Below are 1,789 nucleotides of genomic sequence, written 5' to 3'. Positions count from 1 at the left end.
GGCCCGCGGCGGCGCCCGTGGAGGTGGGCTCGCTCGTCAGGGGCGCGGCGTCGGCGAGTGGCGGTTCGCTGGTGAGGGGGGCGGCGTCGGGCAGCGGCGGCTCGCTGGTGAGCGGCGCCTCCGCGCAGGGCCCTTCGGCGGTGAAGACACAGATGTACGGGTCGGGGTCGGCGGGCTGCTCCGCCGGGCGTTTGGAGAGGGCCGAGAGCAGAAGCTGTGCTGATGCGGCCATGGGGGCCTCCTTGGTCGTCGCGGGTAGCCGTACGGCGGGTCAGGGCAGCCCTACCCAGTGGGCGGGCGCGCAGACGTGACAGCCCGGACAACGTGCCCTTGTTCACATTCTGACCCGTATGCGCCGGGTGACCAAGAGCGCCTGGACGACCACCGCCCGCGATCAAGCTCCCCCGGCTCCCTCCCCCGAGCCCTCCCCCGGGGCACGGCCAATGGTTTTTCCGGGAACACTATTCACTCGCTACATATACTGAGTACATAATGGTCGCCATGAGCACCCGCCACATCCTGCTGGGGCTGCTCGCCGGAGGGCCGAGCCACGGCTACGACCTCAAGCGACGCCATGACGAACGCTTCCCGCAAGCCCGCCCGCTGGCCTACGGCCAGGTCTATACGACGTTGCAGCGCCTGGTCCGCGACGGTCTCGCGGAGGTCGACGGGACGGATTCGGACGGCGGTCCTGAGCGGACGCTGTACCGGTCCACCGACGACGGGGCGAAGGAACTCGTCGCGTGGACGGGCGAGATCACCCCGCCCGCGCCCTTCGTGACGAACGAGATCTTCGCCAAGGTCGTGTGCGCGATCCTCGCCTCGGCCGACCCCGCCCAGTATCTGAGCGCCCAGCGCGCCGCGCACATGGCGCGTATGCGGGAGCTCACGGCGGTCAAGACGGCGCCCGGCGCCGATCTCGCAACCGTCCTCTCGGCCGACTACGCCCTCAACCACCTCGACGCCGATCTGCGCTGGATGACCACCTCCGCGGCCCGGCTCACCACTTTGACCGCGGAGGTCGACGGAGCATGAGCAGCCCGTCCATGAGCAGTACGCAGAAGACCGTGCCGGTCCTGGCGGCCCGAGGCCTCGCCAAGACGCATGGCAGGGACCCGGGCGCTGCGGGGCGCCTCGGTCGAGCTGAGCCCGGGGGAGATCCTCGCCGTCACCGGCGCGAGCGGCAGCGGCAAGTCCACGTTGCTGCACTGTCTGGCCGGCATCGTCCGCCCCGACGAGGGCTCGGTCGTCTACGCCGAGCAGCGCCTCGACCAGCTGCCGGAGCAGCGGCTGAGCGAGTTGCGGCGTACGGAGTTCGGGGTGGTGTTCCAGTTCGGGCAGCTGATACCCGAGCTGACGGCGCTCGACAACGTCGCGCTGCCGCTGCTGCTCGCGGGGGCCTCCCGCAAGGACTCCCACGAGCGGGCGGGCGAGTGGCTGGAGCGGTTCGGCGTACGCGGCCAGGGGGAGCTGCGGCCCGGGGAGATGAGTGGCGGTCAGGCTCAACGGGTGTCGCTGGCGCGGGCGTTGGTGACCGGTCCGAAGGTCGTCTTCGCGGACGAGCCGACCGGTGCGCTCGACTCCCTCGCGAGCGAGGCGGTGATGACCGCGCTGGTGCACACGGCCCGGGAGTCCGGCACGGCGGTGCTGCTGATCACGCACGACGCGCAGGTCGCGGCGTACGCGGACCGTGAGGTGCACCTGCGCGACGGGGTCGTCGTCTCCGCGGAGGACGCGTGGGCGCTGGAGGGGGCGCTGTGATCGGGGGTCTCAGACTAGGTCGGAAAGG

The 1,789-nt window shown here is 71.3% G+C and carries 2 protein-coding genes and 1 pseudogene; 2 read left to right on the top strand and 1 reads right to left on the bottom strand.

From position 1 onward, the window contains the following. A partial coding sequence (locus tag O3Q52_RS52665; protein ID WP_269655481.1) for a hypothetical protein occupies positions 1-232 on the bottom strand: 232 nt, incomplete at its 3' end. A gap of 269 nt (positions 233-501) precedes the next feature. Between O3Q52_RS52665 and O3Q52_RS52660 the strand changes: the two genes are divergently transcribed. Together O3Q52_RS52660 and O3Q52_RS52655 are read left to right on the top strand one after the other, a co-directional pair. Next, positions 502-1,035, top strand: a complete 534-nt coding sequence (locus tag O3Q52_RS52660; protein ID WP_269655480.1) for a PadR family transcriptional regulator — start codon at positions 502-504, stop codon at positions 1,033-1,035. Positions 1,036-1,046: 11 nt separating this feature from the next. Next, positions 1,047-1,761, top strand: a pseudogene (locus tag O3Q52_RS52655) (ABC transporter ATP-binding protein). The last annotated feature ends 28 nt before the right edge of the window (positions 1,762-1,789 follow it).

Source organism: Streptomyces sp. ActVer, assembly GCF_027270795.1.
Classification (GTDB): domain Bacteria; phylum Actinomycetota; class Actinomycetes; order Streptomycetales; family Streptomycetaceae; genus Streptomyces; species Streptomyces umbrinus_A.
This window is presented reverse-complemented; position numbering and strand designations above follow the sequence as displayed.